Here is a 26,533-nt window from a genome sequence, read left to right on the forward strand (position 1 = left end):
TGCGACATAAGTAACCGGATTTTTTTATGCCTATATTTAAGTAGACACCTTTTGCTAGCTTGTATACTATGAACAAGGACAAATACTTTATACTTGATTTCGACAGCACCTTTACCAAAGTAGAGGCGCTGGATGAGCTCGGAGAAATATCGCTGCGCAACGAGCAGAACAAGGAAGCCTTGCTTCAGGAGATAAAGAACTTAACCGACAGCGCCATGAACGGCACAAGTTCTTTCTCTGAGGGCTTAACCAAACGCCTACAACTGCTAAAGGCAAATCAAAACCATCTGCAGGAGCTCATCGCTATACTTCAGGAAAAAGTATCAGATTCCATTCATCGCAACAAAGCTTTCTTTGAAGAATATGCTGACCAGGTACTTATCGTATCAAGTGGGTTTAAGGAGTTTATAGTGCCTATTGTTTCGGCTTACGGCATAAAAGAGGAAAATGTATACGCTAACACCTTTCAGTTTGATGAGCAGGGCAATATTATAGGGTACGATCCGGAGAACGTGCTGTGCCAAGACAAAGGAAAGATAAAACTGCTGGACCAGTTGGGCCTGAGTGGGGATGTGTATGTGCTGGGCGATGGCTACACTGACTACGAAATAAAAGAGGCCGGACTAGCTAATAAGTACTACGCTTTCACAGAAAACGTAGTACGCGATAAAGTGGTAGAGAAAGCGGAGCATGTGGCACCAACGCTGGAGGAGTTTCTGTACCAGAACAAGCTACCCATGGCCATCTCTTATCCTAAAAATCGCATTAAGGTATTGTTGCTGGAGAACATCCATCCAAATGCTGTAGAACTTTTTGGCAAAGAAGGCTACCAGATAGAAACTATACCAGGGGCCCTAAGCGAAGAGGATCTTTGCGAGAAAATAAAGAATGTATCTATACTTGGGATACGGTCTAAAACACAGGTAACAGCCAAAGTACTGGAGCACGCCAACCGACTCATGAGCATCGGAGCTTTCTGCATCGGCACAAATCAAATTGACTTGGATGCTTGTCTTAAAGCTGGAGTTACTGTTTTTAATGCACCGTTTAGCAACACCCGAAGTGTGGTGGAACTGGCGCTTGGAGAGATTATTATGCTGTCGCGCAGGATTTTTGACAAAAGCATCAAAATGCACCAGGGCATCTGGGACAAGTCCGCTGCCGGAAGTATAGAAGTACGGGACAAGAAGCTGGGCATTGTAGGTTATGGCAATATTGGTTCGCAACTGTCGGTATTGGCTGAGGCGATGGGCATGCAGGTATACTATTATGATGTGGTAGAGAAACTGCAGCTAGGCAATGCCCGCAAATGCGAATCGCTGCAAGAACTGCTGCAAATAGCTGATTTTGTAACGCTGCATGTAGATGGCAGCCCAAGCAACACCAACATGTTTGGCAAGGCTGAATTTGATGCCATGAAGCCCGGAGCTATTTTCCTGAACCTGAGCCGTGGACATGTGGTGGAGATTACGGCACTGGTAGATGCGCTAAAATCTGGAAAAATAGCTGGCGCAGCGGTAGATGTGTTCCCGTATGAACCCGCCACCAACGACGAGCAGTTTATAAGCGAGCTGCGTAGTTTACCAAACGTTATACTTACACCGCACATTGGAGGCAGCACCACCGAAGCCCAGGAAAACATTGCCCGTTTCGTACCAAGCCGCATCATGCAGTATATCAACACCGGCAACACCTATCAGAGTGTCAACTTCCCCAACATACAATTGCCTGAGCTTAAAAACGCGCATCGCCTTATTCACTTACATGCCAACGTGCCGGGTGTACTCGCTAACATTAACAATGCTCTAGCTAAGAATGAGGTAAACATACTTGGGCAATACCTGAAAACAAATGAGCAGATTGGCTATGTAATTACTGATATAGACAAAGTGTATGATAAACAAGTAGTAAGTGATCTAAAGAAAGTGCCTCACACTATTAAGTTCAGGATACTATACTAGGAATGCCTATAGTACATAATTTTGACGAATTGCTTTGAAGCATAAGTGCAAAATCTTCACTCCCTAACGCTCTAACTCCCAAACTCAAAATACTTGTCCTATCTCCTGTTTCACGTAGCTAATGGCGCGGGCAGTAGGGTCGGTTTCTGAGGCTAGTATGGTTTCTAATATCTTCTTGGCTAAATCTGTTCCCTTGGCGTTCTCTGGAAGTTCGCGGTAAGTCTTATTGATCAGATTTGCTACCTCTTCTCGTGCATGCTTTACCTGCTGCCATGCTTGCTCCGTCATGTACACTTGCTGAGACATGTTGTGGTTAAACTCGTTACGGATTTCAGCTAAAAGCACACGATGATACTCTGCAGCTGATAGCCCTGCAGCACCTACGCGTAGCAACATATTGCTTGGTGTAATTCGCTCCAGCAACAGCACTACTCTCTCGTAAGCCTGCAATCTGATTGGCAATACTGTATCGGAGTTCTTCTTGCGCAGGTCCAGTAATCTAAGTTTATAGTCGCGTTCGTAATGCTTCTTTACAATGTAATACATGGCTGCTGCTACAATCAGAGCTGGTAATGTTATTTTTAAGAGTTCTATGATAAAAGCTACTACTTCCATGGCGGTATAATGTTGAACTATAAATATCGCAAAAAATTAATCTATTCCACATGAATCATTTCTAGGCTTTACCTGTTTAACTATTACAAGGGTTTGTCACAAGCATATTTAAGAAGAATTGCTTAAGTTTGTGGCTACAAATAATGAATAGCTTATACTATGGCAACAGAAACTAAAACTGCACCTATCACTCTGACGGAAAGGGCTTTAGCTGAGGTTAAAAATATAATGCAGGAAAAAAGTGTACCAGCGGAATACGGTTTGCGCGTTGGCGTGCAAGGCGGCGGCTGCTCTGGCATGTCTTACCTGTTAGGCTTCGATAAGCCGAAAGATTCTGATGAGATCTTCCAGTTGGAAGGCGTTAACCTGATTATGGACAAGAAGCATGCTATGTATGTTCTTGGCATGGAGGTTGATTTTCAGGATGGATTGAATGCACGTGGCTTCGTTTTTAACAACCCTCAGGCATCAAGCACCTGCGGTTGCGGAAGCTCGTTCTCAGCATAACACAGACCTTCTTTCTCTTTAGAATAGGCGAAGCCCGACTATAAAGTCGGGCTTCGCTGTTTTAGATCAGGATTTACAGGATTGCCTTCAGTACCGGGTCCAACCACCCCTGCCCCTCCTTGTCTAAGGCGGGGAATTTTCACTTACTACTTCAAATGCAATCACAATAGTTAAAGCCATTCCTCTTTGTCATCTTGGAAAGATCTTGTGAGAAGGGAGGTTAGGCATAAGCTACAGCGTTTATACTTAACTAAAGTAATACAGGGAATCTCCGCCTTAGACAAGGAGGGGCAGGGGTGGTTGGACCCGGTATTTCAGAAATACGAGTCTGGAGACTCGTACGCACCCAAAGTCACGGATTGGATACCCGCGCCAGAAGTATAATGGTAATAGGTCCGAAACAGCAGCTTATACCTCTCTAACTTGCAAACTCTCTAACTCCTAAACTCTAGTATGTTCTCGTCATACTTGCTGGTACCACAAGTATAAAATCGGCCTTATTTTTATGCTCATCCAGCAAATCCTCAAGATCCTCCTGAAGAACTGTGGTAATGGTAAGTGTTTTAGGCTGTGGCCTGCTTTGATTTAAATACCAACCTATACCTTCAAAATTATCGGAGTGGTAAGCGCCGTTAAAGTGCAGCAGCTTTTTACCATTATTTACTTGACTAAGTATAAAATGCGCCATGGTGGCATCTTTTAGAGCCTGGGCCTGCACAATGTTCTGGCTTTTGGTGTTGCCGTGCGTGCTGTTACCGAACATGGCTAGCATGTTCTTGTAACCAGGCAATTCCATATCCACTTTTACCGGAAGCGGGGCAATAAACTTTTTAGCATCCGAAGATAAATTATCTAAAGCTGTAAGGCTGCCAGCAGCTACGGTAGCTGCATAGCGGCGGGGTACATTAGTGGCAATAAAAGGCAGCTTGTTGTCTTTTGCATAGCGCACCAGCGGCTTGTAGTCTGTTTTGTAGTTCGTCCAGATGCGCGATTCCTGCTCAAAGTTGTTTTCCGGCACCTGCCCTGCCAAGTACTCATTTAGCACCAGCTGCACATCTGCCTCAAACATCTCGGCTCCTAAGGCAAAGTTCTGCTTGTGCTCCTTGTGCAGGTCTTTTGCTACTTCCAGCTGTAGCCAATGGGCAATCGGATCGTTATGCTGCTCCCCAAACAGTACTACATTTGCCTCCTTCAGTTCATCCAGCATTTTGCTATACTTTATACTTTTACCGCTTTTGGTAAACAGCTGGTAGGCCGGCTTATCTTTTTGCGCAAATGCTGTTTGTGTAGTCATCATCAAGAACAAAATGAGAGCAGGTACAATCTTTTTCATCAGGGTGTAGTTTTATACTTCAAGATACAAAAAAGCCGATACTATAGTAGCACCGGCTTTTTATACTTTATACTTATAATGACTTTATACTCTATAAAACAGCCACTTCGACAACTCTTTGTAGTTAATCTTTTTGCCGTACATCAGGATGCCGATACGGTAAATACGAGATGCAATCCAGGTGGTAAAGATAAAGCCTAGCACCAGGAGCGCCATCGATAACAGCAATTCCCAGGCAGGCACTCCAAACGGCACGCGTACCATCATCACAATCGGAGAGGTTAACGGGATAATCGACATCCAGAAAGCCACCGGTCCGTCAGGGTTTTTGAGAACCAATGTATAAGACATAATAAAGGAGATGATCAGCGGTATGGTGATCGGGAACATGAATTGCTGGGTGTCCGTCTCGTTATCTACGGCGGCGCCAATGGCTCCGAACAGCGAACCATACAGCAAGTATCCTCCTAAAAAGTAAAACAGGAAACAACCAAGTATAAGTGCAATAGGAAGGTTTGAAAACGCTGTCATACCTTCGCTTACCATTCTGGCAGCTTCGTCGTCCTGCTGTGCCTGCGTTGCCTCATCAGTATCTACATCCTGACCGAGTGCAGCATCGCGGCCGCTGGCCATTTGCTCTAAAGGCGTTGGCGGCGGTTTTACCCCAAACGCTGCCTGTACTCCTCCTACTACAATCAACGAAAGTATGATCCAGAGCAGAAATTGCGTTAAACCAACGGCAGCAATACCTACCACTTTGCCCATCATCAACTGAAATGGCTTAACCGAAGAGATAATGACTTCTATGATACGGTTGGTCTTCTCTTCTATTACACCGCGCATAATTTGCACACCGTACAAGAAGATAAAAAAGTAAATGATTACCGCACCGGCCACGCCAGCAATAGAGGTAACTACGGCATTATTGTCTTTTTCGCCTTCATCGCTGATGCTCACAGCGGTAAGCGAGATATTAGCTTTCATTTTCTCCAGCGTGCTGCGGTCTACTCCAGAAGCTACGAAACGTTGGTTTTCTATCTCCTTTTCAAGGGCATTTTCAAGGCGCACCTGTGTTTGCAGGCTGGTGTTCTTTTTAGAGTAGATTACAACACCTTCGGGATTATTAATATCAAACTCCTTCGGAATGTATAGCAGCGCTGTGTTATCTGTCTCTCGATATACCGTTTTGGCCTGATCCAGAGAGCCAGCCAGGGGCAGGTATTTAAGGTCTTTTTTATCTTCCAGCTTATCTTCGAACAACCCGCTTTGGTCTAGCACCATTACAGTTTCGGCACTATCAGATATTGTAACCAGCCAAGCAGGTATAACCATAAAGGCAGCCAGCAACAGTGGGGTAAGCAGCGTCATGATGATGAAGCTTTTCTTACGCACACGGGTTAGGTACTCACGCTGAATTATTAGCCAGATTTTATGCATGGTGGGTTTCGGTTACTTTTCGGATGAAGATATCATTTATACTTGGCACCAGTTCTACAAACGAGTGCACTTCCACACGCTGGATCAGGTATGCCAGCAGGTCGTTGGGTTTTGTATTGTTCAGTAATTTGATGTTCGCTCTGAAAACACCATGTGTATCATGTTGCTCCAGCACTTCAAAATCAGGGGAGGTAATTAGCAGATGACCATTGCCTATAACCTGGTAGGTGTCGGTTTTATACGCATCCTTTACTTCTTTTACGGGACCATCCAGCACTTTGTGTGAGCGGTTTATCAAAGCGATGTAATCGCAAAGCTCCTCTACCGACTCCATGCGGTGCGTTGAGAAAATGATGGTGGCACCACGCTCCCGAAGTCTCAGTATTTCGTCCTTTATCAGGTTTGCGTTAATTGGGTCGAAGCCAGAAAAAGGCTCGTCAAGTATAATAAGGGCCGGCTCGTGCATAACAGTTGCTATAAACTGCACCTTCTGCTGCATGCCTTTGGATAAGTCCTCAATGTTCTTTCCCATCCAGTCTTTTATCTCGAAACGGTCTACCCACACTTTTATCCTAGATTTAGCTTCGTCTTTACTTAGGCCTTTGAGTTGGGCTAAATATAAAAGCTGTTCCCCTACCTTCATTTTCTTGTAAAGGCCACGCTCCTCTGGCAGGTAACCGATATCTTTAATATGGTCTGGCTTTAGGCGCTCTCCCTTAAAGTATACTTTGCCGCTATCGGCTCCGGTAATTTGGGTAATAATTCGGATAAGGGAGGTTTTACCGGCACCGTTAGGCCCTAGCAAACCAAATATACAACCTTGCGGAATTTCAAAGCTCACATTATCAAGGGCGGTGTGGTTGCTGTAGCGTTTAGTTACGCCGTCAATTTTAAGGATGCTCAACGTTGTATGGCTTTTGATGTACTCAAATATAGCTTTATGCTATGTATAGGACAAATTTGTCTGAAGTAAAGCCTATGCTTTATCGACTAAGCAGCATATACGCCTGACAAATGAGAAAGTATAAAAGATGAAGAAGTATAAAAATAAAAAAGGCCACCTTCCACGTGGAAAGGCGGCCCTGATGTAGTTAATATCAGCTTTTGTTACTGAAAATAGTCTTTAACTTTCTCAAAAAAGCCTTTTTCATTTTTGCCCGGGTGTGGCGCAAAGTTTCTGGAGTCACGTAGGCTTTCCAGCGCTGCACGCTCTTCGTTGCTAAGCGATTTTGGAGTCCAAACATTAATGTGGATCAACTGGTCACCTGTGCCGTAACCGTTTATATCTTTTACGCCTTTGCCGCGTAGCCTAAAGATTTCTCCGCTTTGTGTACCAGGTTTAATGCTTATTTTTACTTTTCCTGTAATGGTCGGCACCTCAATTTCAGCACCTAAGGCAGCATCCACAAAGCTGATGTACTGATCAAAGATCACGTTATTGCCATCTCGCTTCAAGGTTGGGTGCTGCTCCTCCTCTATCTGGATAAGCAAATCGCCTGGTATACCACCACGCTCCGGCACGTTGCCTTTACCGCTCATAGATAGCTGCATGCCATCCATTACGCCGGCTGGTACATTTATGCTGATCACTTCTTCCTGAAGCTCTCTGCCACTGCCATGGCAGGTTTCGCAGTTGTGTGTTACTATGCGGCCTTCGCCGTTACAGCTAGGGCATGTTGCCGTAGAAACCATTTGGCCCAACATGGTATTAACTACCTTACGCACCTGACCTGATCCCTGGCACTGACCGCAGGTCTGCATATCGGTACCGTTCTTGGCGCCATTGCCACCGCAGGTACCGCAGGCTACATAACGTTTAACCTTGATCTTTTTCTCAACTCCGTTAGCTACTTCTTCCAGGTTAAGTTTAAGCTTGATGCGCAGGTTAGAGCCTTTACGGGTACGGCGTCCGCCACCTGAACGTCCACCTCCAAAGAAGCTTTCGAACGGGCTGCCGCCACCACCAAAAATATCGCCGAACTGAGAGAAAATATCCTCCATGTTCATGCCACCTCCGCCAAAGCCGCCGTTCATGCCCTGGTGGCCGAACTGGTCGTAACGCTGACGTTTTTGCTGGTCGCTCAGTACCTCGTAGGCCTCTGCAGCTTCTTTAAATTTTTCTTCTGCAGTGTGGTCATCGGGGTTTTTATCCGGGTGATGCTTGATGGCCAGTTTACGGTAAGCCTTCTTTATCTCTTCCTGGCTTGCACTTTTGCTTACACCTAAAACCTCGTAATAATCTCTCTTAGCCATTGCTTACGCTCCAATTATAACTTTTGCGAAACGGATTACCTTATCATTCAAAGTATAACCCTTCTCTATAACATCTACTATTTTGCCTTTCAGTTCTTCTGACGGCGCAGGTATCTGCGTAACGGCCTCATGCATATCTGCATCAAAATCGTCACCTGCCTGTAGCATCATCGGTTTCAAGCCTTTTTGCTGCGTTACATGCTTTAGTTTATGGAACACCAGCTCCAGGCCTTGCAACATCGCGTCCACATCTTTGGCAGCTTCCATCGACTGTCGTGCACGCTCCATATCGTCTAGTACTGGCAGCAGTTCTACCATTACATCCTGAGATGCTGTTTTTAGCAGCTCCTGACGCTCTTTGGCTGTTCTGCGTCTGAAGTTCTCAAACTCAGCCATCAGGCGCACAAATTTATCTTTCATTTCAGCCAGTTCAATGGCTGTAGTATCTTCTTGTGTAGCCTCAGCTGTTTCGTCCTGGTTCTGCTCTTCTTCCTGTCCGTTTGCTTCCGCATTAACAGGCTGGTCCTGCAGTTCCTCGTTCTCCTGTGCTTTTTTAGTGTCTTTCTCTGACATAATGCCTTAAAAGTTTAGGTTGTTAAGTCCGGTTTGTCTTTTCAATTAACTTGCCAAACCGCTGTTTGTGCCAAGATGGCATTGTTTAAATGTGAATGAGTGGTTGAGTGAGTGTGTGAATTATGATCTGACCTAAACCATACTTTGTAGTTGCCGCTTAACATCCCTTCCTCCAAGATTCCCCGGAACAAGTCCGGGATGTGCCACTTGCAAGATGACATAAAAGGGAATTCATTCACTCACTCGCTGATTCTCTCATTCAAAAAAAATCGGTAGAAAGCTTTGCAGCCCCTACCGATTTGTGCTATTAAGTAATCCGGGCTTTGCTTAGCTGTTAAGCGCGTTCCAGATCAAATCTTTCAGTTGGGTAATATTTTTGCCGGTTATACTTGAGATAAATACTGTTGGCAAGCCTTCTGGCAGCGTTTTGCGCATCTCCTCTTCCAGTTCCTCATCCAGCATATCGGATTTGGTAATGGCAAGTATGCGTTTTTTATCCAGCAGCTCCGGGTTGTATGTCTCCAGCTCGTTTAGCAGTATTTTATACTCTTCCGCAATATCGGCGCTATCACAAGAAACCATAAACAGCAGCATGGAGTTCCGTTCGATGTGTCGCAGGAAGCGCAACCCAAGTCCTCTGCCTTCAGATGCACCCTCTATGATACCCGGTATATCGGCCATCACAAAAGAGCGGTAATCGCGGTAGGCTACCACCCCAAGGTTAGGCTCTAAGGTAGTAAAGGCGTAATTCGCAATTTTAGGCTTAGCCGCTGATACAACTGATAGCAACGTAGACTTACCTGCATTCGGGAAGCCCACCAGACCAACATCGGCTAACAGCTTAAGCTCCAGAATAACCCACTCTTCTATACCCGGCTCACCTGGCTGCGCATAGCGCGGTGTCTGGTTAGTAGCAGATTTATAGTGTGCGTTTCCCTGGCCGCCGCGGCCACCTGGTGTAAGTATGATTTCCTGGCCGTCTTCTGTGATCTCGCACATCAGCTCGCCGGTTTCGGCGTTTCTGGCAATAGTACCCAGTGGCACCTCCAGCACTTCGTCGTGGCCTTGCGCACCCGATGAGTGGCTTGGTCCTCCGTTCTGGCCGTTTTCCGCAATTATGTGCTTGCGGTACTGCAGGTGCAGTAGTGTCCAGAGCTGTGAGTTTCCACGAAGTATGATATGCCCGCCACGGCCTCCGTCGCCCCCGTCGGGGCCACCTTTTGCCGTTTGCTTGTCACGGTGCAGGTGGGCTGAGCCGCCGCCGCCGTGACCAGATCTTGAGCAGATCTTAACGTAATCTATAAAGTTGCTTTGAGCCAAATTGGGTAAGCGTAAGTATGCTTATTTCTTCTCTTCCTGTTTTTCTTTCAGGGTATCAATCTGCTTGCACAGCGCCTGAAAAATATCATCAATCTCACCAATACCTTCTACTGCACAGAATTTACCCTGTCCGGCATAGTAATCTGCTACGGGGCGGGTTTTGGTGTTATACTCCTCCACACGCTTACGAATCAGCCCTTCGTTCTGATCGTCGGGGCGACCTGAGGTCTGGCCACGAAGCAACAGGCGCTTTGTAAGTTCTTCATCGTCCACTTTCAGAGCAATCATGCACGATATTTCAGTGCCGTTATCCTGCAGTAACTTATCTAAGCCCTGCGCCTGTGGTACTGTGCGCGGAAAACCATCAAAAATAAAGCCGGCAGCATGGCGATGCTCCTTCACTTTGTTTTCAATCATTCCTATAACCACTTCATCCGGCACAAGCAGACCGTTATCCATCAGCTTTTTAGCTTCCAGGCCAAGGGCAGTTCCGGCGGCAATCTCAGAGCGAAGCAAATCGCCTGTAGAAAGGTGTATCAGGTTGTATTTATCTATCAGTTTTTGACTCTGGGTACCTTTACCGGCTCCTGGAGGACCAAACAATACGATGTTAAGCATATCTTATAGCTAAATAAAAATCAAAGGTAAGTATAAATATGTTTTAAGCCTAGTTTAGATGGAAGCGAAGCCCTTGCTCTTAAAGGCCTGCTAACGCAATTTTCCCTAAAAAGGGTTACGATACTATTTTATAAATGTCACGCAGGTTTCGGCCCAGTCCATTGTAATCAAGTCCGTAGCCCACTACAAAGTCGTTTGGGATAGAAATAGCGGCATACTTAATATCGAGCGGATGCTGCAGGCAATCGGGCTTGATAAGAAGTGAAGCTACTTCTACAGAAGCAGGCTTGTGCTCTTTCAGTTGGCCCAGCAGGTTGTGTACCGTGTGGCCGGTATCAACGATATCCTCCAGCACTACCACATGCCTGTGCTCTAAATTCTCAGTAAGCCCCAATACCTCTTTCACACTGCCGGTGCTAGCCATATCCTGATAAGAAGAAAGGCGAATAAAAGAAATCTCGCAAGGTATACTCACACGCTTTAGCAGGTCTGCGGCAAACATAAAAGAGCCATTTAGCACAGCCAGAAAAAGTGGTTGCTTTTCTGCATAATCCTTGTCCAGCTGCTCTGCCAGCATAGTAATGCGGGCAATAATCTCCTCTTCACAAATGTATGATTTAAACTCGCAGTCGTGCAGCTGTATGTTTCTCGGATTCATGGGATAAAAAGTTTGTGCCTAGACAAAGGTAAGTATAAATAAAAAATAAGCCCAACTATAAGGTTGGGCTTATGCAATTTTAAATAGTGAAAATTTAGTTTTTGAGAGCGATATGGCTAAGTACCACTGTGTTCTCCTTATTTATTTCTGCTTTTCCGGTTGCCGGCGTTGGCTGCACGGCCTCCATATTTAGTTGTGGCTCTTCAGGAATAGGCGGCTCCTGGTCCAAAGCAATATGCGGTGCAATTACCAGTGATACAATCGACATCAGTTTGATCAGGATATTCATACTTGGACCTGAAGTGTCTTTAAAAGGATCGCCTACGGTATCACCAGTTACAGATGCTTTGTGCGGTTCTGAGCCTTTATACTCCATCACCCCGTTTATCATCACCCCTTTTTCAAAAGATTTTTTAGCGTTATCCCAGGCACCACCGGCATTAGACTGAAACATGGCCATTAGTACACCAGAAACTGTTACACCAGCCAGCAAACCACCTAAAATCTCGGCGGCGGGTGTATCTTCAAAAACTCCTCTAAAACCAAAGCCTACCACAATAGGCACAATTAGAGCGATAGCACCTGGCAGCATCATTTCGCGAATGGCAGCTTTAGTAGAAATGGCTACACACTTCTCATACTCTGGCTGACCTGTACCCTCCATAATACCTGGAATTTCGCGGAACTGGCGGCGTACTTCGTGCACCATGGCCATGGCTGCCCTGCCTACCGCAGCAATTGCCAGGGCAGAGAACACAAATGGAATCATGGCACCGATAAACAGACCAGCCAGAACAGGTGCCTTATAAAGGTCTATACTATCGATACCGGCTATACCAACGAAAGCTGCAAATAACGCAAGCGATGTAAGGGCAGCAGAGGCAATAGCAAATCCTTTACCTGTGGCAGCTGTCGTGTTACCAACAGCATCCAGAATGTCAGTACGCTCTCGCACCTCTTTTGGCAGTTCAGACATCTCGGCTATACCACCGGCGTTATCAGCAATAGGGCCGAAAGCATCTATAGCCAATTGCATGGCCGTAGTAGCCATCATACCAGCTGCCGCAATAGCCACACCATATAAACCTGCCGAAGCATAAGAAAGCACGATACCTGCCGCCAGCACGATCATAGGTAAAACAGTAGAGTGCATACCCACTGCCAAACCAGCAATGATGTTTGTAGCATGCCCCGTAGAAGATTGCTGCACGATAGAATTCACCGGCTTTTTACCCATGGCCGTATAGTACTCTGTAATAATACTCATGAGCGTACCTACCACTAAGCCAACAATTACCGCAATAAATACGCCGTTAGCTGTAAAGTCGAAATTACGTAGGTTCATGTTCTCTGGCAGTAGCCATTGTATGGAAAAGTATGCTCCGATTGCTGTAAGTATAACCGATATCCAGTTGCCGCGGTTAAGCGCTGCCTGTACATCACCGCCTTCGCTTACCCGTACAAACAGCATACCTATCAAAGAGAAAACAATACCCAAGCCTGCAACCAGCATTGGAAGTATAACCGGGGATAACCCGCCAAAATTATCTTCTGCGATTACTTCACGGCCTAAAACCATAGTTGCCAGAATAGTAGCTACATAAGAGCCAAAAAGGTCGGCACCCATACCAGCTACGTCACCTACGTTATCGCCTACGTTATCGGCAATGGTGGCAGGGTTACGCGGATCATCTTCCGGAATACCGGCTTCTACTTTACCTACAAGGTCGGCGCCTACGTCGGCCGCTTTAGTATAAATACCGCCACCCACACGGGCAAACAACGCTATACTTTCAGCACCAAGCGAGAAACCAGTAAGCACCTCTAGGGCTACTTCCATTTCATGGCCATTCACGTCGCCGCCTACACTGTACACAAAACTATAGTAGAGCACAATAAACAGCGAGCCCAAGCCCAGAACAGCCAGACCAGCCACACCCATACCCATTACCGTGCCTCCTGCAAAAGACACATCAAGTGCTTTAGAAAGGCTGGTGCGGGCAGCCTCGGAAGTACGCACGTTGGCTTTAGTTGCAATGCGCATGCCGATAAAACCAGCAACAGCCGAGAAAAAGGCACCGATAATAAATGCGATAACGATTGTCCAGTGTGAGTTTTCGCCGGTGTACCCTAGGTAAAACAGGAATACAGAAGCGATGATCACAAAGTATGTGAGTACTTTATACTCTGCTTTTAAGAAAGCCATAGCACCGTCGGCGATGTGGCGTGCAATATTGCTCATGCGCTCGTTGCCAGCAGGCTGTTTTGTAACCCAGGCCGACCTGATAAAAGTATAGATCAGTGCCGCCAGTCCAAATCCAGGAATTGCGTAAAGAATAGGTTCCATTCAAAAAGATTAAGGTTAGAGATATAGGTATGTAACTATTAAAGAAAGGAGTTTATATAGACATTTGCAAATATTATGTATGCTTTGATAACTATATTAATGCAATGCTATACGTCTATTACCGAACAGATTGCATCAGATAGCGGTATAAATTCTTTTTCAGCAAACCAAAGGGCATAAAAAAGCCGGTTTATGTTTAAACCGGCTTTGAATTATAAAAATCAAATCTGCAAATCAAGATTCCTCTTTTTTAAAAACGCATAGAAGACATAAGTATACTTTTATAGCTTCTGCATCAGCACCTCATATAGTGCCACCATACTTTCGATGTCTTTTTTGTGAACGATTTCGTCAGGGGTGTGCACATTGTCTTCCGGTGCACCTATAAAGCACCAATCCCAAGGGTAAGCACTGTGCTGTAGTTCTTTGGCGTCGCTGCCTCCTGCACCCTCTACTTCTAATTGGTAAGGTATACCGGCCTCTTTAGCGATGCTGATGATCTTCTGTACATAAGAGCGGCGCGGTATCAGGCTGTCACGCATCGAGATAACTACGCCCTCACCGGCATGCACGCCTTCCGTGATCCAGGTAATATCAGAAATAATGCCCTGCTTTACGCCGTAGTTTTCGTAAATATACTTTGCCAGGTAGGCCACTGATCCACCGCCATGTTCTTCCCAGCAGCTAAAGGCGATAATACCGTTCTCCAGCGTTTCGGCTACTTTCAAAGCACTCCATACACCTAACCGGTTGTCTAGGTAACAACTTTGCACAGTCTCTTCCGTCTCCCTGAAATCACACTTAAAAACTAGTTCTGTGCCTCGCTCAATTTCACGGTGGTACTCGTAATGCAGGTCGCCTTCTTCCTCGTTGCAGTTAAGCGTACACTCAATTTTCCCTTCTTTGTCCTCGCCTACTAATTTATACCCTGCTTCTATACTTGGTCCTCCTATTTTCACCAGTTGCTTGCCGTAGCGTACAGTAAATCCGATGGAATCCATGTGGGCAAAAATGGCGGCGCGAGGCTCACCAAATATCAACAAAATACAATCCTGAAAACCTTCACCTGACAGTATAGTTGGCTGCACTTTCCATTGAACTTTATGCGCTTCTATATAGTTAAGCAGAAATTCTGAAAGGTTTTTTTCGTTTCCTGAAGGAGCATGTATCTTGCAAAGTTGTTCTAGAAGTTTCATAAGTAATTTCCATTTATGGAATTCAAATGTAATATAATTGTTGTACTTTTAGCACTTACGGCTTTAAAACAGGAAGCATAGCTTAGCAGCACAGAAATACAAATTTAATACATGAAGAAGTTAATATTTACAGTCTTCGCGCTTACTACATCACTGCTTGCAGTTGCACAATCTCCTACCGATACCACGGCTATGCGTCATGTTACCATTGAGTCTATTGAGGTAATACCAGAAGCTACCAGGGTTAAGGGCATGCTGCTGCTAAACAAAGATGTGCAGTATGAACTGGAGGGCGCCGTAGACAACATGTATAACTTCAAGTATGAAATTGCCGAAAAGCAGTTTAAATCTATACGCCGCCGCTACCCGGAGCATCCACTTCCATACTTTTTAATGGGCCTGAGCCAGTGGTGGAAAATTGTACCTACCAATATCCAGACACTGCAGCACGATGACCTTTTCTTTGCTTATATGGACTCAACCATACAAAAGGCTGAGAAGATGTACGATGAAGACTCTAAGGACTTTGAAGCTTCTTTTTTTCTTGCCGCTGCCTATGGTTTTACAGCCCGCCTGCACTCAGAGCGTAGCAACTGGCGCAAAGCTACTGTTGCCAGCAAACGCTCTTTAGAGTATATGGAGCGCGCAAAAGCCGGTAATGGTCTGAGCCCTGAGTTCTTGTTTGGAGAGGCGCTGTTCAATTACTACTCTGTGTGGATACACGAAGAGTACCCGATGCTGCGCCCTGTGCTGGCGTTCTTCCCAAACGGCGACAAACGCCTTGGCTTAAAACAGCTGCGCTATGTGGCCAATACAGGCTTCTACACTGGCACAGAGTCTAAAACATTCCTGATGAAGATCTATGCGAATGAAGAAGGCAACATGGCCGAAGCCCTTAAAGTATCGCAGGATCTTGCATTAAAGTATCCTGACAATGCGTACTTCCAGCGTTTTTATGCGCGTTTGCTGTTTGTGCAGGGGCACTTTACAAGAGCAGAGCGTATTTCACAGGACATCCTTAGCAAACTAGCCCAACGAAAGCCAGGTTATGAAGCCGTAAGCGGACGTTACGCTTCTTATATTTTAGGATACATTAATCAGAATAAATACCGTGATTTTGATAAGGCAAAGAAGCATTATCAGGATGCGATTATGTACGCAGAGATGAGTAATGAGCGGGAATCTGGTTATTTTGTAAACTCCTATCTGAATCTTGCCCGAATTGCAAATCATGAGAAAGATATTGCCACAGCCAAACAGTACTACACAGTAGTGCTGCAGCAGTCTGAAGACAAGAAATCAGCAAATTATAAAGAGGCAAAGAAATACCTGAAAGACCACAGAAAAGCAGGAAAGCCTGTTAAGAGAGGCTAATTAAATAGGTTGAGGAAAGTATGCTGATGCGTGGTTAAACTATACTTCTCAGCTACCCATTCACGGCCATCTGCTCCCATTCTAGACCTTAATTCGATATTTAGCAGCAATCTTTCTAGGCTTTTATACCAATCCCGTTCCGTAGTACAAGTATAGCCAACATTACCATGTGGTACAGCCGCAATATTAGCTCCTACCGCCGATACCACAGCCGGAATACCAAGCGCCATATACTGCAACGCCTTAAAAGCACATTTTCCTTTTGCCCATTCTGTTTCGGGCAAGGGCATCACTCCAATATTAAGCTGCAACAGGTTTTCTACCTCCACTTCTTCACGCCAACGTACAAACTTCAGCGATTTTAGCGTTAGATCTGGCTCTCTATCCGCAATTACAACGAAATCAAAAGTATACTGCTGTTCCAGTTGCTGCAGCACAGGCTCTATCAGCTTTAAGTATGGCAACGTAGAATGCGATCCTATCCAGCCGATTACAACTCTTTCTGTTTCCTGATTTTTAAGGCGGTTATACTTTGCAAGATTTATGGTAGTAGGTAAATATACTGACTGCTCGTTGAACTGCTGTGCGTACTCCTGCAAGTACCTGTTGCCTGCACTAATTTTATAGCCCCAAGTGCATACTTTGGCAATTTTGTGGTGCTGCTTATATGTTGAGGCTTTTTGATTTTCAGCTGACGTATTTTCCAGCCAAATCGCATCGTCAAAGTCAAAAATCAGCTTTACTTTAAAAACTTTCGCCGCCAACCATTCAAACCAGGGAGGACCGACAGGTGTAGCCTCTCGATGTATGAAAATATAGTCATACTGCTGTAGTTGCAGCACAAGTGCTACCCTCTGAAGAAAGCCTTGCAGTGTACCAGCTATTTTCCTGAGTATATTGCCACCTTTATAAAGTATGGCAAAGGTATCTCTGCTCCAAAAGGGTACTAGTTTATACGATATACCTGTGGCCTGCAAGTATGGCAGAAACTGCTCTACTCTAAAGCGTTGCGAAGCGGCTCTGCCAACAGGATAAGGTACTATAAACAGAACATTCATCTGTCGGCTCCCTCTTCTTTAGCCTTTCCAAAAAAGTATTCGAATGCCTCTTTTAGTCTCTCTGGAGACCTATACTTTTGAGCTAATTCCGGAATTTCCTGACGGTGCTGTGGGTTTTCCAGTATTTCTAATATTTGCCTTATTGCCTTTTCCACACTGCCTTCTTCTTGTAAATTAAATAAAGCGCCTCCACCTTCTTTTTTAATAATATCGCTGTCATCTCCCACGCCTTCTGTTAGTAGTACCGGCAAGCCATTAGCCCAGTATTCACCTATTTTAACGGGGGAAAGGTATTTTTTAGAAGGCCCAGGTTTATATGTAGCAAAGGCAAAATCGGCAGCAGAAAGGAAAGCTGGCACCTGTCCGTGCGGCACTGAGTTAATATGAATCCAGCTAAGGTTCAGCTCAAAATTCTTTAGCTGAGTCACAATCTCTTCTCTTGGTTGAGGAGAAAGTATAATCAGTCTGAAATCCGGAATTAGTTTAAAGCAAAGACGGTAAATCTGGAAAGCTTCACGGTTATAGTACAATCCGCCAAACTTTCCTACATAAATACCTATTACCGCATTTTTCCAATGTAATTGCCTGCGCATATCTAATCTATGCTGTTCATTAACTTCAAAAGCAACCGCATTAACAGAGCTCGGTATTACAAACACCTTTTGTGAGGGTACACCTTCCTCAATTAACTTGTTTCTAAAGCATTCTGAAACAGGCATCAACCCCGTTGCATGTTTTTTTTGCAGGTATTCCCATCTTTTCTGCAGTCTATATTTTAATCCATACTTACTCCACACACCAGATTCATGCATATAGTCTGCATGGGGCTCAAAAAGTGTGACATAATAGGGGATAGACATACCTTTTAAAGCTTTATTGGCAACAGATCCGGCTGGTGCTCCATGAGCAACAACTACATGGACATCATTGTCAATTGCAATCTTCTTTAGTTGCTTACAACCATTTCGGTAATCTGCTATCTTGCCTAATATCTTACTCTGATGCCTAGATGTTGTTAATGGCATCCACTTCACCTTTCGATTATTTATTAGAGTACATACAGCAGCATTACTACTATCTTGAGGAGCATCTTCAAGTGTTATAAGTATAATCTTTGTAATATTTGGAAAATCTACCAAAAATTGAAGATATGGAGTTACTGTGGAAACAGTAAGCCCATCTTCTAATTTCCAGCGACAAAGAAATGCTAAATTCACGACAAACTTAGGGCAGGTACTGTTTATACAAAGCCTCTAGCTGACTCAAGTACTTATGTTTATGAAATACTTTTGCTCTTCCCCGACCAGCTATAGATAATTTATTTCTTAGTTCAGCATTTTCAGCCAGTTCTGTTATGCGGGTAACACAGTCTTCCGGGGAACTTAAATCAAAAAAAATTGCGTGCCCACCGGTAACCTCTCTGTTAGGCTCTATATCAGACAGAATACAAGGTAATCCTACTGCCATTGCCTCAATTACTGCCAGGCTCATTCCTTCATAAGTGGAAGAAAGCATAAATATATCGTATTTGTGGAGAAGTTCATGCATATTGTTGCACTTTCCTAACAATCTAACATTTCTCAAAGCATTTGCTTCTTTAATGCATTCTAATTCTTGCATCAAAGGCCCTTCACCCATAATGTCCAAGTATACTTCCCTATCCTTTAGTAATGCTATCGCTTTTAATAAGAAGTGATAATTCTTTTGGCGCTTTAAAGTACCTACAGCTACAATGTTTAAAGCATTATTCTCACCTGGCTGATTTTTAGCGTTTTTCTCAATGTAAAACTTATCTGCAACAAAGTTATAAAGTACTGATGCACTTCCTTTGATCCGTATAGTCTTATTATAGTCTTTCTTAACTGCCTCAGATACAAATATTGCATGCTGGCTGCTTCGATAAGTAAATTTCTCTAAGTAATAACTTAGGCGATTTAATGAGAAGGCATCTTTGCTTAAGGGATTATGAACTGAAAATAAGAGCGACACAAAAGGTGGTTTCGCAAATCGCGCAAGTACTGTTGGCCAATAATGGTGGGCATGTATCAAATTAACATTTTCCTTTTTAATTATTCTTCGCAATTGAAGGATACTCCATAAAAAGCTACGTTTACCTTTATAATTAAGACAATATATATTATCAGCTTTAACCTCTGGCAGGAGCGTAGTAATTGGCCTCATGTATACAAGAATATGCCTATACTCGTCGGTAATATCCTTAAGGGATTCCGTAAGCAAAACTTCCGCTCCCCCTATTGCCAGCGATTCTATTATATGTAGCACAGTTGCTTTCAAATTATATTAACTGTAGGTAAATTAGCATAAGTAAACTTTTATACATGGTAACTAAACCAAATTTACTCATTGTTGGCGAATACAACCGGAAAGATTATATAGATTTATTTAAAGCTAGTCAGCACTCTTTCAATTACTATTTTTTAGAATACATATCCCCTAAAGAAGTTAAAAACAAGTATTACAAAAACTTTGGAAAAGCAATATTTTGGGGAGACTATAAAAGTGCTAATGATCTGTTACAAATTATTAGACCTGATAAGGTAGTTTTTTTCTTTATTGAATCTTACTTCCATGTGATACTAAACTTGGCATGCAAAACACAGAACATCTCTACATACTTAATGGATCATGGTATAAGAGACTCAAATATTAACATTAGATTAGAACAGCATTTTGTTATTGGCCAGCGTACTTCTGTGCCTTCAAGAATAAAAAAAATATTCCATTTCAAAGAACATATCAAAGCACAAATATTTTTGCGTAATTCTATTAAAGATTTATCTAAGGAAGAATTATTCTTCTTTAGTGCATTCTATAATATAAGAAGTAAAAACGACTTTATTAACACTTTCAAAATAATTGATTCTCCTCTTAGAACAGCGAATATCTATATTTCATTCAGTTCTAAAACTTTTGATGTACATAAGTATTATGATCACCTTTCGAACAATAAGAAAGTACATTTTATAGGAATACCAAGTTATGACCACTTAGTAGATCTAAAACCTAAAACTAAAGCAAAATCACAAATTCTATTTATCGATCAGGGATTAGTAACAAGGAGGTTTTTTGGTTGGACTGAGGCTATTTATAAGCATTTTATAGTACAATTTAATAAAATTTGCAGTATACATGGCTATCAACTCCTTGTAAAGCTCCATCCAATACAACCTGAAACAGATATAAAGCTTTGGTCTTCTCTTTCCAATGCCCGAATAATAGAAAATGAGGATCTAATGCTACAGTTGCCCTTTACAAGATTAATTGTTGGCTTTTCCTCTACCTATTTACTTCCGCTTGCAGCTTTAGAATATACCACATTGATAACCCTCGAAAACCATCCTGCTGGTAAGCTAGATGTCTCAAAGTCATTTATAGATGCCGGAGTAGCTCACCCTGTTTATAAATTGGAAGAACTGCATCAGATTCTGCCCAACATAGCGCAATTTCACCAACAGCAGCTACCCAATAAAGCTAAATTTACAGAAGAGTGGATGTATAAGTTTGATGGGAAAAGTGGGGAAAGACTACGAAATATACTTCTTAGCAATGAGCTATAACAAAGAGAGGCTATCTTATAGGATAGCCTCTTCTGTATTTATACTTCCTGCGGTGCAGGTGTTGGTATTTTTTCCTTAAAGTATTCCAAGGTTCTTTTTAAGCCTTCTGCACGGTCCACTTGCGGTTCCCAACTCAGAATCTCTTTTGCTTTAGAGATATCCGGCTGGCGCTTCTGCGGGTCGTCCTTCGGAAGCGGCTGGTACTCCACTTTCAGTTCCACGCCTGTAAGCTTACAGATCTCCTCGGCAAACTCCTTAATCGTGATCTCAGAAGGGTTACCAACGTTCACTGGCAACGCATAGTCGCTCAACAGCAGGCGATAAATTCCCTCCACCAGATCATCCACATAGCAGAAAGAGCGTGTCTGGCTGCCGTCGCCGAAAATGCTCAACGGCTCGCCTCTCAGCGCCTGGCTCAGGAAAGCTGGCAACACACGGCCATCATCCAGTCGCATGCGCGGACCGTAAGTATTAAAGATGCGCACAATGCGTGTCTCCAGCCCATGATGCATATGGTACGCCATTGTCATGGCTTCCTGAAACCGTTTGGCCTCGTCGTAGCAGCCGCGTGGTCCCACTGGGTTAACATTGCCCCAGTAATCCTCCGTTTGCGGGTGCACTAGCGGGTCACCATATACTTCAGAAGTAGAAGCAATTAGCATGCGTGCGCCTTTTGCCTTGGCAAGTCCTAGCAGGTTGTGCGTACCCAATGAACCCACCTTCAATGTCTGGATCGGGATTTTCAGGTAATCGATCGGGCTGGCCGGCGATGCGAAGTGCAGGATGTAATCCAGCTCACCCGGCACGTGCACAAACTTAGACACGTCGTGGTGATAAAACTCAAAGTCCTCCAGCTTGAACAGGTGCTCAATGTTCTCCAGATTACCCGTTATCAGGTTATCCATGGCAATAACATGGTAACCTTCTTTTATAAATCTGTCACACAGGTGGGAGCCTAGAAAGCCGGCTCCGCCCGTGATCAATACTCTTTTCTTAGTCATCTATGCTATCTCTTTCTCTTGCTGTACATGCTGTTTGACGCCGATGCCGTAGTAGGCGAAGCCCTTCTCGGCCATCTCGGCGGCGTCGTAGATGTTTCTGCCGTCGAACACTACCCTGTCCTTCATCAGCTTGCTCACCACGGCGAAGTTAGGGGAGCGGAACTCGGGCCACTCGGTCACCAGCAGCAGGGCGTCGGCGTCGATCAGGGCCTCGTACTCGTCCTTGCCGTACTCGATCGTGTCGCCCAGCGTGTGGCGGGCCTCCTTCATGGCCACCGGGTCGTAGGCTCTCACCTTGGCCCCCTGCTCCAATAGCTTCTGGATGATCACCAGCGAGGGCGCCTCGCGCATGTCGTCTGTCTTGGGCTTGAACGAGAGGCCCCACACGCCGAAGGTCTTGCCGGCGATGTCGCCGTTGAAGTGGGCCATGATCTTGTTAAAGAGCACTGACTTCTGTTTCTCGTTCACGCTCTCCACCGACTGGAGCACCTGCATCCGGTAGCCGTTCTCCTCGGCCGTCCTGATCAGAGCCTTCACGTCCTTGGGGAAGCACGAGCCGCCGTAGCCGATGCCCGGGTAGATGAACTTGTTGCCGATGCGCGCGTCCGAGCCGATGCCCTTGCGCACCATATTCACATCGGCGCCCATGATCTCGCACAGGTTGGCGATGTCGTTCATGAAGCTGATCTTGGTGGCCAGCATGGCGTTGGCCGCGTACTTGGTCATTTCCGCTGACGGGATGTCCATGAAGATGAGCGGGTGGCCGTTCATCAAAAAGGGCTTGTAGAGCTTGCCCATCACCTGCTCGGCCCGCTCCGAGGCCACGCCCACCACGATGCGGTCGGGCTTGAGGAAGTCCTCGATGGCGGCGCCCTCCTTTAGGAACTCCGGGTTGGAGGCCACGTCGAAGGGGATATCCACGCCGCGGGCGGCGAGCTCCTGCTCGATGGCCTGCCGCACCTTCTGGGCCGTACCCACCGGCACAGTGCTCTTGGTCACCACCACCATGTAGTCGGTCATGTTCTGGCCGATGGCACGGGCCACAGCCAGCACGTGCTTCAGGTCCGCCGAGCCGTCCTCACCCGGGGGCGTGCCCACGGCGATGAAGGCGGCCTCGCAGCCGCAGCCTTGTATGCTGGAGGCAAGGTCGGTGGAGAAGGAAAGGCGCTCCTTCTGCGTGTTGCGGAGCACCATCTCCTCCAGCCCCGGCTCGTAGATGGGCAGGATGCCCTTCTTCAGGTTCTCTATCTTCCGCTCGTCGATGTCGATGCAGGTCACGTCGATGCCTACCTCGGCAAAGCACGTGCCCGTAACAAGGCCTACGTACCCCGTGCCAACTACTGATATTCTCATAAGTAAATGTTTTCTAAGATTACAAATTTAACCTTTCTATTCTGTAATTTAATTATCTCGTATTAAATGATCCTCTTTAACAGATTCAGTATACTTTTATGCCATATATTTCTTCCACCAGAACTGAAACACCAATAAACTCCAAAGTTTAGTGTATTCTCCTCCTCCAACACTTTCTCCTAGCTTTCCACGCATAAGTTTTATTTCCTCTGAGCAAAATATTTTTTGTTCCCTTATAAAGTCTTCTGACAAGAGTTCATCTATCAATGGCTTTCCTGCCGATGACAGAAAATCCTGTAAAGGCACTTCAAACCCTTTCTTCGGCCTTTTCAGCAGTTCAGCTGGTAGTACATCTTTAAATGCATCTACCAAAATACGCTTTTGGCCAATTTTATTTATTTTAGAACTGGCTGGCAAAGAGAAAGCAAATTTCACTAACCTATGGTCTAGAAAAGGGCTGCGTATTTCGAGCCCATTGGCCATACCCATCAGGTCAATTTTGGGTAACATATCATTAGCAAGTACCATTTGCCAATCGGCACACAGTACGTTATTTAGGTCGTGGAGGTTTTTGTTAAGGCAATCGAGCAAACGGCTTTTGCGAGCAAAGTATAGTCTGCTGACTGCTGACGCACGATGAGTGGTTTCTAACAGTTGCAAAGCTTCTTTTTCGTTCTGCCAGGTAGCCCAATACCAGTACCGTTCCTGTGGAGACAATTTAGCACCTTCAGCAAAGCGTTGTAGTTGTCTTACCTTGTTTGCAACAAAAGAGTTTCTGGATTTTGGCAGAAGTTTCCATAAAAAATCTAGCTGTGAAACGGCAGTTACTCCCGGTCCTCCCGTTATTACCTTATATTCAGCGAGATGCTTATTATACCCTCCAAATAATTCATCAGCCCCATCGCCAGATAACACTACTTTCAGCGAGTGGCCAACATGTCTGCTCAGTGCATGTACAGCTAGTGCCGATGAGTCTGCAAAGGGCTCGCTTATGTTTTCTAAAACTCCATATAGATTATCATGAAGGTCATTAGTGGTAAGTAATATCTCGGAGTGGTTTGTTTTATACTTTTCAGCAACTAACCTGGCATACTTTGTTTCGTCAAAGTATGGGTGCTCTGGAAAGCCAACCGAAAATGTCTGTAGGTTAGGAGTTTGCTCAGCAGCCAGGGCTGTAACAATAGATGAATCTATTCCTCCGCTAAGCAGAGCGCCAACTGGCACATCTGCCAATAGCCTGTCTGAGACCGCTTTCCGCAGTAAATGGTTCAGTTTTGCCTGCTGCTGCGCATACGTCAATGTATTCTGTGCTACCTTTTCGAGGCTGTAAGGAAGCTTATACCAAGATGTTTCCTTTACTCTACCATTTTTAATGTGTAACGAATGGCCGGGTAGTAGTTTTCTAACGCCAACCAGCATAGTTGCCGGCGCTGGCACATAGGTAAGCTGCAGGTACTGGTAAAGCGATGTATAATCCAATTCACGTGGAACACCCAAAGAGATTAACGCCCCTAATTCAGAGCCAAATAAAAACTTATCAGCATCCTTGTAATACAGAACTGGCTTCTCACCAAATCTATCACGAGCAATAAAAAGACTCTCCTCTACTTTATCAAAAATAGCCAATGCAAAAAAGCCTCTTAACTTCTTTAAAAATTCTTGCCCTTCTTTTATATATAAAGCTAAGGCTACTTCAGTGTCAGAGTCTGTTTTAAAAGTATAGCCACTATTAATTAAATCGGCGCGCAGCTTTTTGTAATTAAATATCTCGCCGTTCAAGATTATTGTAAAACGACCGCTGGTATCTGAAAGTGGCTGATTTGCTAAGGAGGAAGGAGCAATTATAGACAGCCTGCTGTGCACCATGCCAAAACTTCTGTACCGAAATACTCCCTCTGCATCCGTGCCCCGGTGCTTGATAGCAGCCGCCGCCACTGGTAACAAGTCAAGTGCTTTGCTACCGTTTTCTGTAAAGGCATATACTCCCGCTATTCCGCACATAATTGTTTTTTTGCTGCTGGCAGCTTTTGTTCTTGGCTATATATAACTGTACACCCGCCAATATTTGTACCACAGACAACCTTATTTTTATGTAAAATTAACAACCTGTCATCTGTATCAAAGTATAGTTTAATAAATACACCCTATACTTTCTATGAAACCAGAATGGTTGGATACGAAAGAGTATCCCTTTAAATCACACTATCTACAGCTGGAAGCTGGCAGTATGCATTATATTGACGAAGGCAAAGGAGCGCCCATTATAATGATACATGGCACACCTGCCTGGTCTTTTCTATACCGTAACCTGATTAAAATACTCCGTAAAAAATACCGCTGTATCGCCATGGATCACCTTGGCTTCGGACTCTCCGACAAGCCAGAGGACTTCAGCTATAAGCCACGCGCCCATGCCGCCAACTTCGAGAAGCTAATGGAGCACCTCAATTTAAAGGATGTTACTCTTTTAGTGCATGATTTTGGCACTCCCATAGGACTTGCTTACGCTATAAAGCACCCTCAGAACGTTAAGCGAATTGTTATGCTCAACTCCTGGACCTGGTCGCTATCTAAACACCAGACTTTTGGCAAAACAAGTAAATACCTTGTAGGCCCATTAGGCAAGTTTCTGCATTCAAAGCTTAACGTATCTGCCAAAACATTGGTTAATGAGCTCTTCAAAAAGGAGGAAGAACTGCCAGAGCCAATAAAACAGCATTATATACAAGCGTTAGGCAATCCGCACCAGCGGGTAAAAAACCTAGCCTGCGCACGCGAATTGGTGGGAGTTACCAAGTGGTACGAAGAGCTTTGGAAAGAGCGCAAGCAAATACAAGACATTCCCACGCTTATACTTTGGGGTGAGCGTGATAAACTTATAAAAATTGAAGCACTACAGCGCTGGAAAAAATTTTTCCATGAGTGCTACGTTATTCATTTTGAGGATGGTGGCCATTTTCTCCAGGAAGATAATGCCGATGAAGTTGCGAACTATGTTAAAAACTTTGTAAAGGAAGAGGAGAAAAAGCAGGAAGCAGTACACCATACCTAATTATATAAAACTAAACCCGATTTTCATGAAAACGAACAAATCTTATAAAGAAGCTATATTAAGAGCCTACCCTACTGAAAAAGACAACACACAGGAACAGGAGCGACTGTTAGCCCTAAAGCAGCAAAAACAAGGCAGCCCAAGCGCTGAGGCATACTCCTCTGAGACACCTATCATAGAAACATCAAAGAATTTAATGAGGTCTTGGTTAAACTTGAGAGGATTAGATCAACAACTGGAGAAAGGTGAAAGCAAAAATAAAAAGAGTTGATAAAAATAAATTCAACTCAGAACAGGCG

24 protein-coding genes are annotated in these 26,533 nt (G+C 44.6%); 7 read left to right on the top strand and 17 right to left on the bottom strand.

The annotated features are described in order from the left end of the window. Positions 1 to 68 precede the first annotated feature (68 nt). A complete protein-coding gene (gene serA, locus WG943_RS13225; protein WP_340409667.1) occupies positions 69 to 1,961 on the top strand; it encodes a phosphoglycerate dehydrogenase in 1,893 nt (630 codons plus the stop codon). A gap of 84 nt (positions 1,962 to 2,045) precedes the next feature. On the opposite strand, the gene WG943_RS13230 is transcribed toward serA, so the two are convergent. Beyond that, the gene (locus tag WG943_RS13230; RefSeq protein ID WP_340409668.1) at positions 2,046 to 2,576 is read right to left on the bottom strand and encodes a DUF7935 family protein; all 531 of its coding nucleotides are present in this window, start codon (positions 2,574 to 2,576) and stop codon (positions 2,046 to 2,048) included. Between the two features lie 159 nt (positions 2,577 to 2,735). On the opposite strand from WG943_RS13230, the gene WG943_RS13235 reads away from it, so the two are divergent. Together WG943_RS13235 and WG943_RS13240 are read left to right on the top strand one after the other, a co-directional pair. Further along, entirely contained in the window at positions 2,736 to 3,083 is a 348-nt protein-coding gene (locus WG943_RS13235) for a HesB/IscA family protein (RefSeq protein WP_340409669.1), read from the top strand. Between the two features lie 186 nt (positions 3,084 to 3,269). Further along, entirely contained in the window at positions 3,270 to 3,467 is a 198-nt protein-coding gene (locus tag WG943_RS13240; RefSeq protein ID WP_340409670.1) for a hypothetical protein, read from the top strand. A gap of 64 nt (positions 3,468 to 3,531) precedes the next feature. Here the strand turns inward: WG943_RS13240 and WG943_RS13245 are convergent, their stop codons facing one another. The 10 genes from WG943_RS13245 to WG943_RS13290 all read right to left on the bottom strand — a co-directional run bounded on the left by WG943_RS13245 (position 3,532) and on the right by WG943_RS13290 (position 14,818). Beyond that, positions 3,532 to 4,416 (bottom strand): ChaN family lipoprotein, encoded by an 885-nt coding sequence (locus WG943_RS13245; protein WP_340409671.1) that lies wholly within the window; start codon positions 4,414 to 4,416, stop codon positions 3,532 to 3,534. 84 nt (positions 4,417 to 4,500) lie between these two features. Next, positions 4,501 to 5,853, bottom strand: coding sequence for an ABC transporter permease (locus WG943_RS13250; protein WP_340409673.1), 1,353 nt, complete (start codon positions 5,851 to 5,853; stop codon positions 4,501 to 4,503). Continuing rightward, a complete protein-coding gene (locus WG943_RS13255) occupies positions 5,846 to 6,757 on the bottom strand; it encodes an ABC transporter ATP-binding protein (RefSeq protein WP_340409675.1) in 912 nt (303 codons plus the stop codon). The genes WG943_RS13250 and WG943_RS13255 overlap by 8 nt, the downstream gene beginning before the upstream one ends. A gap of 203 nt (positions 6,758 to 6,960) precedes the next feature. After that, positions 6,961 to 8,106, bottom strand: coding sequence for a molecular chaperone DnaJ (gene dnaJ, locus WG943_RS13260; RefSeq protein ID WP_340409677.1), 1,146 nt, complete (start codon positions 8,104 to 8,106; stop codon positions 6,961 to 6,963). 3 nt (positions 8,107 to 8,109) lie between these two features. Further along, positions 8,110 to 8,679 carry a nucleotide exchange factor GrpE gene (locus tag WG943_RS13265; protein ID WP_340409678.1) on the bottom strand — a complete coding sequence of 190 codons (570 nt, stop codon included), beginning with the start codon at positions 8,677 to 8,679 and terminating at the stop codon, positions 8,110 to 8,112. Positions 8,680 to 9,006: 327 nt separating this feature from the next. After that, a complete protein-coding gene (gene obgE / locus WG943_RS13270; protein WP_340409679.1) occupies positions 9,007 to 9,999 on the bottom strand; it encodes a GTPase ObgE in 993 nt (330 codons plus the stop codon). 21 nt (positions 10,000 to 10,020) lie between these two features. Continuing rightward, positions 10,021 to 10,617, bottom strand: a complete 597-nt coding sequence (locus tag WG943_RS13275) for an adenylate kinase (RefSeq protein ID WP_340409681.1) — start codon at positions 10,615 to 10,617, stop codon at positions 10,021 to 10,023. A gap of 115 nt (positions 10,618 to 10,732) precedes the next feature. Further along, positions 10,733 to 11,275, bottom strand: a complete 543-nt coding sequence (hpt, locus tag WG943_RS13280; protein ID WP_340409682.1) for a hypoxanthine phosphoribosyltransferase — start codon at positions 11,273 to 11,275, stop codon at positions 10,733 to 10,735. Between the two features lie 94 nt (positions 11,276 to 11,369). Beyond that, on the bottom strand, positions 11,370 to 13,622 hold the full coding sequence (locus WG943_RS13285; protein WP_340409683.1) for a sodium-translocating pyrophosphatase: 2,253 nt from the start codon (positions 13,620 to 13,622) through the stop codon (positions 11,370 to 11,372). A gap of 281 nt (positions 13,623 to 13,903) precedes the next feature. Beyond that, complete coding sequence (locus tag WG943_RS13290; protein WP_340409684.1) at positions 13,904 to 14,818, bottom strand: M20/M25/M40 family metallo-hydrolase; 915 nt, start codon at positions 14,816 to 14,818, stop codon at positions 13,904 to 13,906. A gap of 111 nt (positions 14,819 to 14,929) precedes the next feature. Between WG943_RS13290 and WG943_RS13295 the strand changes: the two genes are divergently transcribed. Continuing rightward, positions 14,930 to 16,192, top strand: a complete 1,263-nt coding sequence (locus WG943_RS13295; protein WP_340409685.1) for a tetratricopeptide repeat protein — start codon at positions 14,930 to 14,932, stop codon at positions 16,190 to 16,192. Here WG943_RS13295 and WG943_RS13300 read toward each other — a convergent pair. The 3 genes from WG943_RS13300 to WG943_RS13310 are packed head-to-tail and all read right to left on the bottom strand — an operon-like array spanning position 16,189 to position 19,545. Beyond that, positions 16,189 to 17,250, bottom strand: coding sequence for a glycosyltransferase family 4 protein (locus WG943_RS13300; protein WP_340409686.1), 1,062 nt, complete (start codon positions 17,248 to 17,250; stop codon positions 16,189 to 16,191). The genes WG943_RS13295 and WG943_RS13300 overlap by 4 nt on opposite strands. After that, a complete protein-coding gene (locus WG943_RS13305; RefSeq protein WP_340409687.1) occupies positions 17,247 to 18,467 on the bottom strand; it encodes a glycosyltransferase in 1,221 nt (406 codons plus the stop codon). The genes WG943_RS13300 and WG943_RS13305 overlap by 4 nt, the downstream gene beginning before the upstream one ends. A 7-nt stretch (positions 18,468 to 18,474) precedes the next feature. Further along, positions 18,475 to 19,545, bottom strand: coding sequence for a glycosyltransferase (locus tag WG943_RS13310; protein WP_340409689.1), 1,071 nt, complete (start codon positions 19,543 to 19,545; stop codon positions 18,475 to 18,477). A 44-nt stretch (positions 19,546 to 19,589) separates the two neighbouring features. Between WG943_RS13310 and WG943_RS13315 the strand changes: the two genes are divergently transcribed. Continuing rightward, entirely contained in the window at positions 19,590 to 20,828 is a 1,239-nt protein-coding gene (locus WG943_RS13315; protein WP_340409690.1) for a hypothetical protein, read from the top strand. 38 nt (positions 20,829 to 20,866) lie between these two features. Here WG943_RS13315 and WG943_RS13320 read toward each other — a convergent pair whose 3' ends face one another. The 3 genes from WG943_RS13320 to asnB all read right to left on the bottom strand — a co-directional run bounded on the left by WG943_RS13320 (position 20,867) and on the right by asnB (position 25,183). Next, complete coding sequence (locus tag WG943_RS13320; protein ID WP_340409692.1) at positions 20,867 to 21,829, bottom strand: UDP-glucuronic acid decarboxylase family protein; 963 nt, start codon at positions 21,827 to 21,829, stop codon at positions 20,867 to 20,869. Then, entirely contained in the window at positions 21,830 to 23,182 is a 1,353-nt protein-coding gene (locus WG943_RS13325; RefSeq protein WP_340409694.1) for a UDP-glucose dehydrogenase family protein, read from the bottom strand. A 96-nt stretch (positions 23,183 to 23,278) separates the two neighbouring features. Further along, complete coding sequence (asnB, locus tag WG943_RS13330) at positions 23,279 to 25,183, bottom strand: asparagine synthase (glutamine-hydrolyzing) (RefSeq protein WP_340409695.1); 1,905 nt, start codon at positions 25,181 to 25,183, stop codon at positions 23,279 to 23,281. A gap of 154 nt (positions 25,184 to 25,337) precedes the next feature. Here asnB and WG943_RS13335 point away from each other — a divergent pair, with 154 nt between their 5' ends. Both WG943_RS13335 and WG943_RS13340 read left to right on the top strand, forming a co-directional pair. Continuing rightward, complete coding sequence (locus WG943_RS13335; protein ID WP_340409697.1) at positions 25,338 to 26,234, top strand: alpha/beta fold hydrolase; 897 nt, start codon at positions 25,338 to 25,340, stop codon at positions 26,232 to 26,234. Between the two features lie 25 nt (positions 26,235 to 26,259). Beyond that, positions 26,260 to 26,505 (top strand): hypothetical protein, encoded by a 246-nt coding sequence (locus tag WG943_RS13340; protein ID WP_340409699.1) that lies wholly within the window; start codon positions 26,260 to 26,262, stop codon positions 26,503 to 26,505. Positions 26,506 to 26,533: the final 28 nt, after the last annotated feature.

This window comes from Pontibacter sp. H249 (assembly GCF_037892465.1).
Lineage (GTDB): Bacteria > Bacteroidota > Bacteroidia > Cytophagales > Hymenobacteraceae > Pontibacter.

What these genes read in the sequence shown, in the direction of transcription:
- WG943_RS13275 (WP_340409681.1), bottom strand. Translation starts at nt 10,617, where the DNA reads ATGCTTAACATCGTATTGTTTGGTCCTCCAGGAGCCGGTAAAGGTACC.
- WG943_RS13265 (WP_340409678.1), bottom strand. Translation starts at nt 8,679, where the DNA reads ATGTCAGAGAAAGACACTAAAAAAGCACAGGAGAACGAGGAACTGCAG.
- WG943_RS13230 (WP_340409668.1), bottom strand. Translation starts at nt 2,576, where the DNA reads ATGGAAGTAGTAGCTTTTATCATAGAACTCTTAAAAATAACATTACCA.
- WG943_RS13285 (WP_340409683.1), bottom strand. Translation starts at nt 13,622, where the DNA reads ATGGAACCTATTCTTTACGCAATTCCTGGATTTGGACTGGCGGCACTG.
- WG943_RS13315 (WP_340409690.1), top strand. Translation starts at nt 19,590, where the DNA reads ATGGTAACTAAACCAAATTTACTCATTGTTGGCGAATACAACCGGAAA.
- dnaJ (WP_340409677.1), bottom strand. Translation starts at nt 8,106, where the DNA reads ATGGCTAAGAGAGATTATTACGAGGTTTTAGGTGTAAGCAAAAGTGCA.
- WG943_RS13335 (WP_340409697.1), top strand. Translation starts at nt 25,338, where the DNA reads ATGAAACCAGAATGGTTGGATACGAAAGAGTATCCCTTTAAATCACAC.
- WG943_RS13340 (WP_340409699.1), top strand. Translation starts at nt 26,260, where the DNA reads ATGAAAACGAACAAATCTTATAAAGAAGCTATATTAAGAGCCTACCCT.
- asnB (WP_340409695.1), bottom strand. Translation starts at nt 25,183, where the DNA reads ATGTGCGGAATAGCGGGAGTATATGCCTTTACAGAAAACGGTAGCAAA.
- WG943_RS13235 (WP_340409669.1), top strand. Translation starts at nt 2,736, where the DNA reads ATGGCAACAGAAACTAAAACTGCACCTATCACTCTGACGGAAAGGGCT.
- serA (WP_340409667.1), top strand. Translation starts at nt 69, where the DNA reads ATGAACAAGGACAAATACTTTATACTTGATTTCGACAGCACCTTTACC.
- WG943_RS13325 (WP_340409694.1), bottom strand. Translation starts at nt 23,182, where the DNA reads ATGAGAATATCAGTAGTTGGCACGGGGTACGTAGGCCTTGTTACGGGC.
- WG943_RS13245 (WP_340409671.1), bottom strand. Translation starts at nt 4,416, where the DNA reads ATGAAAAAGATTGTACCTGCTCTCATTTTGTTCTTGATGATGACTACA.
- WG943_RS13290 (WP_340409684.1), bottom strand. Translation starts at nt 14,818, where the DNA reads ATGAAACTTCTAGAACAACTTTGCAAGATACATGCTCCTTCAGGAAAC.
- hpt (WP_340409682.1), bottom strand. Translation starts at nt 11,275, where the DNA reads ATGAATCCGAGAAACATACAGCTGCACGACTGCGAGTTTAAATCATAC.
- WG943_RS13295 (WP_340409685.1), top strand. Translation starts at nt 14,930, where the DNA reads ATGAAGAAGTTAATATTTACAGTCTTCGCGCTTACTACATCACTGCTT.
- WG943_RS13320 (WP_340409692.1), bottom strand. Translation starts at nt 21,829, where the DNA reads ATGACTAAGAAAAGAGTATTGATCACGGGCGGAGCCGGCTTTCTAGGC.
- WG943_RS13300 (WP_340409686.1), bottom strand. Translation starts at nt 17,250, where the DNA reads ATGAATGTTCTGTTTATAGTACCTTATCCTGTTGGCAGAGCCGCTTCG.
- WG943_RS13250 (WP_340409673.1), bottom strand. Translation starts at nt 5,853, where the DNA reads ATGCATAAAATCTGGCTAATAATTCAGCGTGAGTACCTAACCCGTGTG.